5 protein-coding genes are annotated in these 7,546 nt (G+C 61.4%); 4 read left to right on the top strand and 1 reads right to left on the bottom strand.

Annotation, left to right across the window (positions count from 1 at the left end):
- From IB232_RS14635 to IB232_RS14620, 4 genes are all read left to right on the top strand, one after another.
- The coding region (locus IB232_RS14635; RefSeq protein ID WP_412547735.1) for a bacteriophage T4 gp5 trimerisation domain-containing protein at window positions 1-515 on the top strand (515 nt) is incomplete at its 5' end.
- A complete protein-coding gene (locus IB232_RS14630; protein ID WP_192399342.1) occupies window positions 502-1,395 on the top strand; it encodes a DUF4123 domain-containing protein in 894 nt (297 codons plus the stop codon). The genes IB232_RS14635 and IB232_RS14630, both read left to right, overlap by 14 nt.
- Complete coding sequence (locus IB232_RS14625) at window positions 1,392-4,835, top strand: toxin VasX (RefSeq protein WP_192399341.1); 3,444 nt, start codon at window positions 1,392-1,394, stop codon at window positions 4,833-4,835. Before IB232_RS14630 ends, IB232_RS14625 begins: the two co-directional genes overlap by 4 nt.
- Complete coding sequence (locus IB232_RS14620) at window positions 4,828-5,886, top strand: hypothetical protein (RefSeq protein ID WP_225592297.1); 1,059 nt, start codon at window positions 4,828-4,830, stop codon at window positions 5,884-5,886. The genes IB232_RS14625 and IB232_RS14620 overlap by 8 nt, the downstream gene beginning before the upstream one ends.
- Window positions 5,887-6,095: 209 nt before the next feature.
- Here IB232_RS14620 and IB232_RS14615 read toward each other — a convergent pair whose 3' ends face one another.
- The gene (locus IB232_RS14615) at window positions 6,096-7,358 is read right to left on the bottom strand and encodes an MFS transporter (protein WP_192399340.1); all 1,263 of its coding nucleotides are present in this window, start codon (window positions 7,356-7,358) and stop codon (window positions 6,096-6,098) included.
- Between the last annotated feature and the right edge of the window lie 188 nt (window positions 7,359-7,546).

Genomic DNA, 7,546 nt, shown 5'->3' with positions numbered 1-7,546 from the left:
AGCACGACCAGAAGATCCGCATCGGCCACGAGCGCCACGACACCGTCGAGGCCAATAGCTACACCGAGCTCAAGGCCGAGGAGCACCGCACCACCCACCAAGACCGCAAGACCGAGATCCGCGCCAACGACCACCTCACCGTGGCCACCAATCAGCATGTGAAGCTGGGTACGGGGCAGTTTGTCGAGGCCGGCAACGAGATCCACCTCTCCAGCGGCCTCAAGGTCGTCCTCGAAGCCGGTGCCGAACTCACCTTCAAGGCCGCCGGCAGCTTCATCAAACTGGACGCCAGCGGTGTGACCCTGGTCGGCCCACAGATCAAGATCAACTCCGGCGGCGGGCCAGGCAGTGGCACGGGCGCGGCGCCCATTCTGCCAGGCAAGGTGATAGCGGCAGACAGCGACAAGGCCGGCGAGCTGCTGATCCAGGCCCAGCGCCAGGCGCTGATGCAGAAGAAACCGCTATGCGCCATCTGCGAAGCAGCCAAGCGGGAGGCTGCAAATGCCGAGCAATGACCGCTCGCATTTCGAGCTGCCGGCAGGACTGCCCTGGGATGCCCAGGCTAGCCTGCTGCTCGATGGTGTCAGCGTGGAAGAACTGCCGCGTCGGCTCTACGAGTGGAGCTCAGAGCCCGACTTCGAACCACTTTATGCAGATACCCGCTGGTCCGACCTGAGCGACGTATCTCCTTGCCTGGTTCGCCTGAGCGGCCCTCGCGATCCGGCTCTCGTCCAGCACCTGCAACATGCCAATGAGGAATGGGGCTATCTGCTGTTCAGCAAGGCCGACAGAGAAGATCAGCTGATACACCTGCGCTGGCTGAGCAGCGTCAAGCACCCGCTGGGCAAAGAGATGCTCCTTCGCCTGGCAGACCCAGCAGTAGCAGAGGTTCTGTTCAGGCATGCCGTGCAAACGGGTGACGCCACCTTGTTCGGACCGTTCGAGCATATCGCCCTGGTCGATCATACGAGGCATACCTGGCTCCAGTACTCCCGCCCGACAACCGAGTCCGGGATCTCCCGGGAGAACCCCTACCAGCTCTCCGAGGATCAACTGGAACTGTTAGGCGAAGTCAGTCTGCGTAGCTGCGTCATCCAGCTCGATGCCCATATGCAGGAGTTCTTTCCCGACTACCGGCCACGACTGTGCGGAGTAGATCGCTGGCAGCATCTGTATGAGCTCGCTTCGAGTGCCTATGCAGACGGCTTCAACAGCGAACGCGCCATAACCCTGTACGCCAACATTTTCGGTTTTCTCGGCGAGCAGGCCCTGGATAGGCACGCCGATATCGCCGCCTTGCTGAATACGACCTCGGCAGCAGCGCCAGAACAGCGCGTCGAGTTGGCCGCCGAGCTGGCCAGAGAACGCGCCTCCATGGAAAGGAACTCCATATGACTGCCCAACAGCCACCGCGCAGTAGCGGAAAAAACCCAAACCTGGCCGCAAAAAGCAGCAGCGATGCCAAAGCGACGAGCTCGACCTGCCCGCTGATGAAAAACAAGGTGCAACTGCTGCCTCTGCGCTATGGGTTGGTCGAGCACCTCGACCCTGCCAGCGAAGTAGCCGTGCCTTACAAACTCAAATCGAGACCACTGGGCATCCGCTTGCTGCGCGATGGCTGGCTGTATGTGATTGATAACAGCACCGGCTATTTGCATGAGTACCGGGTTGAGAAAGGCGTTGTCACCAAGTTTCTCTGGAAAGGCAAGGAAGCAGCTCAGGACAAGCGCCAAGGCAGCCTTACTGATGACCGCCTGGTCTTTCCTCGCGGAAGCACCCTGCATGTCGGTTTTTCGGAAGTGCAGTGGACCGCCTTCAAGTGCTCGCAAATGCTCAAGAGCCGCGCAGAGCGCGACCTCTTCATGCAAGTTATCGATCTAACAAAGACCGATTGCGAAAAAGGTGGCACCCACCTCCTGACTGAAAAACAGGCCGCCAAATGGATAGCGGAACTGGCCGAACATCCTGCCTCTGCCAAGGCCCCGGCGGGTGCCCATCCCGAGGAAAGCCAGGGCTATTGCTGGGAACACCAACCGCTCTACCGCAAGACTCAGCTCGGCGAAGTGAAGAAAGCCCTGCAGCCCAAGTACGAGCACGACCACCTCTATCTGGTGCTCAAGGACAGCATCGGCGTCATGCGCGACCTGGCCGAAGAGCAGGACAAGGTCGTCGGCTGGATCGAAAGCTGGGTAGCCAAGGAGCGCAACGACCTCAAGTACGTGATAGGCAGCTACATCGAGACCCTGATGGTGGTAAGCGACAGCACCGCCCACAAGGCAGGCGCCAGCTCGAAATTGTTTGAAAAAACCACCCCGGCCCAACGTCAGAAAATCTACGACTACATCAATGCCCGCAACAGGCTGAAGGGCATGAAGGGTAGCAACCCAGCACAGGCTCACTATCCGGGTCGCGGGTTCGATCCTAGGACCCAAGCAGCGAGAGCGGACGTCGCCATCAAGAAGAAAGAAATGGAGGCTGCGCTCGGCGACGATCTCTACGATGAGCTGGAAGACGATATCGAGGCCATTGAGGACCACAGCCATGCGGCGCTGGAGGGTAAGGGACTGGGTGCACGCGGCATCCATGACCTAGTCCGCCACAAGGAGATGAATCAATACCTTGCAGCTGAGCGCATTCATCTCAAGCGCTGGAACGCCCGCCTGGACCGCATCACGGCAGACCGTGTCGGTCTCTTCACCCAGACCGAATACCACCGCAGCGCCTGGTACTTCGACACCAATGTGCCAGACCAACTGATGGCCGCGCTGGTGACCGAGCAGAACTGCGTGCGTGACATGTGTCGCACCGAGGACAGCCTCAAGGCCGTCGGCGAGTACTTCCACAAATACCCCTATTACATCCTCCCCGCCTTTGCCAGCCGCCTGGATCTGGCCTTCTTCATAAGCAAGTCGGGAGACCTGACCAAATGGCTGGACGACATCCGCAACCTCAAAGGCGGACTGGCAGACGCCAAGGCTCGCTTGCAGGAAGTAGAGGGCCTGATGGGCAGCCACTGGAGCAAAAGCCTCACTTTCAGCCCCGCCGCTCTCAGCGCCAGCCAGGCCGTCAATGCGGCCTACTCGCCGGCCATTGCTCTACGCCTGCAAGACTGGCACGCAACGTTACAGACCAAGCTCAACAGCCCCGACCTGAAAGCCCATCTGGACAAGCTCGAGGCCTACAGCAATCGCGCCCAGCGCCTCGGCAATCTGGCCACGCTTAAACAGGAAGGCGCCGATCTGCAGGTAGCGACCGAGCAAGATGTAACGCTCTTCATGTCCAGGCTGGCAACCCTTGTCCGGCTGCTGGACAGCGAAGATCAGCTTACCGTTGCGCGCGACCGGGCAAAGGCCGACAGCAAGCGCCGCAGCCTCAGTGAAGCCCAGCGCCAGGCTGCCAAAGTGCAGAAACAGCAGCTCAACCAGCAATTGGCCGCGCTGCGCCAACAGCGCGCCACCCTGGTCAGCCAGATCCAGGACTGCGTGATTACCACCAGCACGGCGCAAGCGGGTTTTATCGGTGTCAAACTGAAAATCGACCCTGTCCAGCAGAACCTGCTGAACGAGGAGATCCGCCGGTTGCGCTTGGGCGTGCGGGGCACTTATGGCGAGACGGGTGCCTACTCTGCCGTCGCTAAAAGCAGCGCACTGCCGCTGCTGGCACTGACCTTACAGACATGGAATTTGAGGGATGCACTGAAGGCTTGGCAGAGTGTATCCAGCAATCCGTCAGTGAAAGACTTTGTCGTGTTTGGTGGAGCAATTTTCGCCCCAGTATCGTCCGCTCTATCGGTATATCAGAACGCCCATATCGCCCTGGTGGATAAAGCCTTCAAGTCCCTTGTCACCAGCTCCGGCGGCAAGGGTGGCATGCAGTTCGCCGTCAAGCTGGGCAAGCTGGGGCTGGGCCTGGGGGCGGTGATTGCTCCTTTGGCACTGCTAGGCTCGGTGGGCACCTCCTGGAACAACTGGAACAAATGGCTGGACGCCATGCGCACCGGCACCACCAGCGAACAGGCTGGCGCGCTGATGGCTTTTGTCGGCGACACCAGTAGTACCGCATTAAACGCTGCAATCACCGGCAAGGCATTTGCAGAGTTTGGCGGGCTGATCATGGAGGCTTCGCGAGCAGCCCCGGGCCAGCGAGCGGTAGCACTCAGCACCGCCTGGGCCACCCGTGGCGCGCGCTTCCTGAGCTTTTCCGTCCGCCTCAGCCCCTGGGGCCTGGTGGCCACTGCCCTGCAGTTTGGCGGCGAGGCGCTGTACAACTACGGCAACCTGGATGATCAGCAACGCTGGATGCTGGGTTGCTGCTGGGGCCTGGAAAGCAAGGGCTGGGACTGGCCCACCCATGCCCAGGGCCTGGCCGAAGCCAGCATGCGCCCGCTGATCACTGATCGCGGCCTGGTCAAGCGCCCCCAGGATGGCGAAGAGTCACGCCGCCTGCTGCTGAGCCTGCCGGGCGTGAGCCTGGCCAGCCTGCGCCAGCATCCGCTACGCCTTACCGCGGAATGGGAGTACCAGCTGGGCTGGCCGGCACGGGATGTGGGGGAGATCGTACGCAACAATCTGCGGCCAATCGGCGACAATCCGCTGACCCTTGAGTTGGAAGTGTCCGCCGACTGGTCGGGGTCACAATCCAGACTGCGACTGCGCCTGGCAGTACAGCCGGAATTGGCCGGCGCACCACTTAAGCAAAACGATGCGTACCTGTACTACTCGATTCCGCTAGGCTCCACCGCTTCGAGCGAGCCGGTCAAGGGCGAGTCCTCCGCCGGCCCTACCCGTATCGCCCCGCAATGGATCGAAATCACTCCGGAGCACCTGCATGCCTGAAAGCAAATACGAACGCCTGCCTCACGCCGGGGACTTCGAGCGTGAAGCCGGCACCGAGGTGTTCTACCTGGCGCCCCGACCGGTTCCTACCGGCATGCCAGCCTTCAGCGGGCAGAACCTGCACCAGGAGGCCAACGAGGTCTTTCTAGATGTGGCCGCCGGCCAGGCCAGCGTCGAGTTCGCCGCGCGGGCCTATATCGGCTCAGTCATGGCTCTGGTGATAATGCACTTCTTTACGGCTGGCTTGGCTGCCTGGCTGCGACGGGATAAAGAGCCGTTCTGGCCCAGCTGGCTGCATTACGAACTTAACCCGTTTATGTGGGGTTTTATTGCCTGTATTGCCGCTTTGGCCGGCTACAACATGTTCCGCATTATCCGCAATATCGGCTCCCGATCTCCTGTCCGCTTTAACCGCCAGCGCCGCGAAGTGGCCCTGGTGTTTCGCGGCGAAGCCCCTGTCTATGTGCCCTGGGAAGAGGTGATCGCCTGCGTTTCGGCCAGCCGAATCGTTACCCAGTATGCCGTCATGCCCAGCTTTGCCCTGATGCTCGGCCTGCGCAATGCCAATACCGGCGATGTCTATTGGGTCACCATCCCCGGCGGCAACCTGGGCTTGGTGGTCAGCGAGTGGGAAGCCATTCGTGTGTATATGGAAGAAGGCCCAGCAGCCCTGCCTACGCCGATACTGTCCGACGAGGAGTTTCAGGAGGGTACCGTGGCCTACTTCCACATGTGCCGGGGTGTGTATCGCAAGGAGCATTGGTGGCCGCGCTACGCCTTCGGTTTTCTGGTCATCCAGTTCTGCAGCGGCTGGACCTTGCCCTGCCACATCGCCCAGTGGGTCAACCGCCGCCCCAAGACCGTCTTTCCACAGGAGGTGCTGGACTGGTCGCAGCCCCTGTCCGCGGAGCAGCATGCCAAGCCGAGCGAAGCACTGCTCAAGGAAAGCGCCGAGATCCGCAAGGCCTTCGCCAAGGGTCAAAACCTGCTGGATTACTACAAGGTCAAATTCGCAGAGCCGTCCACCGAATCACCTGCCACAGCAGGTTAGGTCCCTTTCATGGCCCCAACCGCTGGCCACCTCAGCACACGCCTGAGTACAGATGGCTCGGACACCAGCCCGTTCGTCCCGCAGGTTGAACGTATGCAAGAGCGAAGCTTGAGGGGCTTTCGGCTTCGGTAGCCTACGCAAAGCCCTGGAATAGCGCGCGCAAAGGCTTCAACCGACAACGAGAAACCCAAGCCCCGCACCGGTAACGCTCAGGATTGAGCGGTCGAAACTCGCCCAGCCGAGAAATGTCGCGCGAAGAACCAGGGTAATAGCATAAGCATGCATACCCCCAGAGCGCCGGCCGATACAAACAGCACCTGATACCCCACCACCTTGGCCAACACCCCACTGCTAGCCCCTACCAACCCTGCCAACAGAATCTGCGCACTCGCCTGCAGAGTGAAATCCGCTCCTTCATGCTCGGGGCGACACATGCGCATCATCACGGCGAACAGGGCGACGGTGGACATGCCGTCGGCGGCCTGTTCGAACAGCGCTATCGAGTAGACCAGCACGGCATCGCCGCCCCTGCCGACCAGCAGCGCCATACCAGCGATGCCGAACGCCTGCAGAGCGCCAAAGGTCAGCAACGAACGCAGGGCGCCGAGGCGGGAGTAGAGCAGGCCGCCGAGCAGTGCGCCGCCGATGCCGGCCAGGCTGCTGATCAGGGTCAGTTGGCCTAGGTCGGTGGTGTCCCAGCCCTGGTCCACCAGCATCGGTTTGATCATCGGCGAGCCGAGGGCGTCGCCGAGCTTGAAGGTCAGCACCACCGCCAGCCAGGCGAGCATGCCCGGTTGGGCCAGCAGCCCCTTGTAATGGCGCCACAACAAGCCGGGGCCGGCGGGCTCGGCCTGTTCGCTGTGTTGCGGCAGCAGGCGACGCTCGGGGAACAACCAGATCGGCAGGGTCAGCAGCAGCAAAGCACCGGCCAGAAGGCCAATAGAGAGATTCCAACCCAGCGGGTCGATCAACAGCAGCAGGCCGCTGCCGCTGGCCAGCATACCGACCTTGTAGCCGCCCACCTGCAGGCTGTTGCCTAGACCGCGCCAGCGTTCCGGCAGCAGGCGCACGGCCAGGCCGTCGGTGGCCACATCCTGGGTGGCGGCGCTCAGGTTGATGATCAACAGCAGGCCCAGCAGCAGCCAGAACGCGCTGCCGAACAGCGCCTGCGGAGCGATCAGTGCCAGACCGGCCAGACAGGTAATCACCGTGCCCTGCAGCGGCAGAATCCAGCCACGGTGATGGCCGAGACGGCGCGAACCGATGCGGTCGATCCACGGCGCCCACAGCACCTTGAGCAGCCAGGGCAGCGCCAGCAGCTTGAGCAGGCCTATCAGCCCCAGATCGACACCGTGCTGGCGTAGCAGCACCGGCAGCGAGTGGGCCACCAAGCCGGATGGCAGGCCCTGGGCACAATAGAGGGAAGCCAGAAGTACCAGGGTGGTATTGCCGGGGCGATCGGTGGTGGTCATGAAGCATCCCTGCGCGGAAGGTGGCCAAGCCTAGGCCAGGGCGGAGAGCGGAGGCAACGTGAATATTCGAAGGGAAAAGCCAAAACAAAAAAGAATATAAACCTACAGAAACATTCTTAGACTCTCTAAGCAAAGCCCATTATCTTCGCTGCCTGCTTATTCCAGCCTGTTCTACCACCCACTGTCAG

The sequence above is a fragment of the Pseudomonas sp. PDM15 genome (assembly GCF_014851565.1).
Classification (GTDB): domain Bacteria; phylum Pseudomonadota; class Gammaproteobacteria; order Pseudomonadales; family Pseudomonadaceae; genus Aquipseudomonas.
This window is presented reverse-complemented; position numbering and strand designations above follow the sequence as displayed.

Bases quoted from the DNA above. Each gene is read 5' to 3' on its own strand.
- IB232_RS14630 (WP_192399342.1), top strand. From the start codon at position 502: ATGCCGAGCAATGACCGCTCGCATTTCGAGCTGCCGGCAGGACTGCCC.
- IB232_RS14625 (WP_192399341.1), top strand. From the start codon at position 1,392: ATGACTGCCCAACAGCCACCGCGCAGTAGCGGAAAAAACCCAAACCTG.
- IB232_RS14620 (WP_225592297.1), top strand. From the start codon at position 4,828: ATGCCTGAAAGCAAATACGAACGCCTGCCTCACGCCGGGGACTTCGAG.
- IB232_RS14615 (WP_192399340.1), bottom strand. From the start codon at position 7,358: ATGACCACCACCGATCGCCCCGGCAATACCACCCTGGTACTTCTGGCT.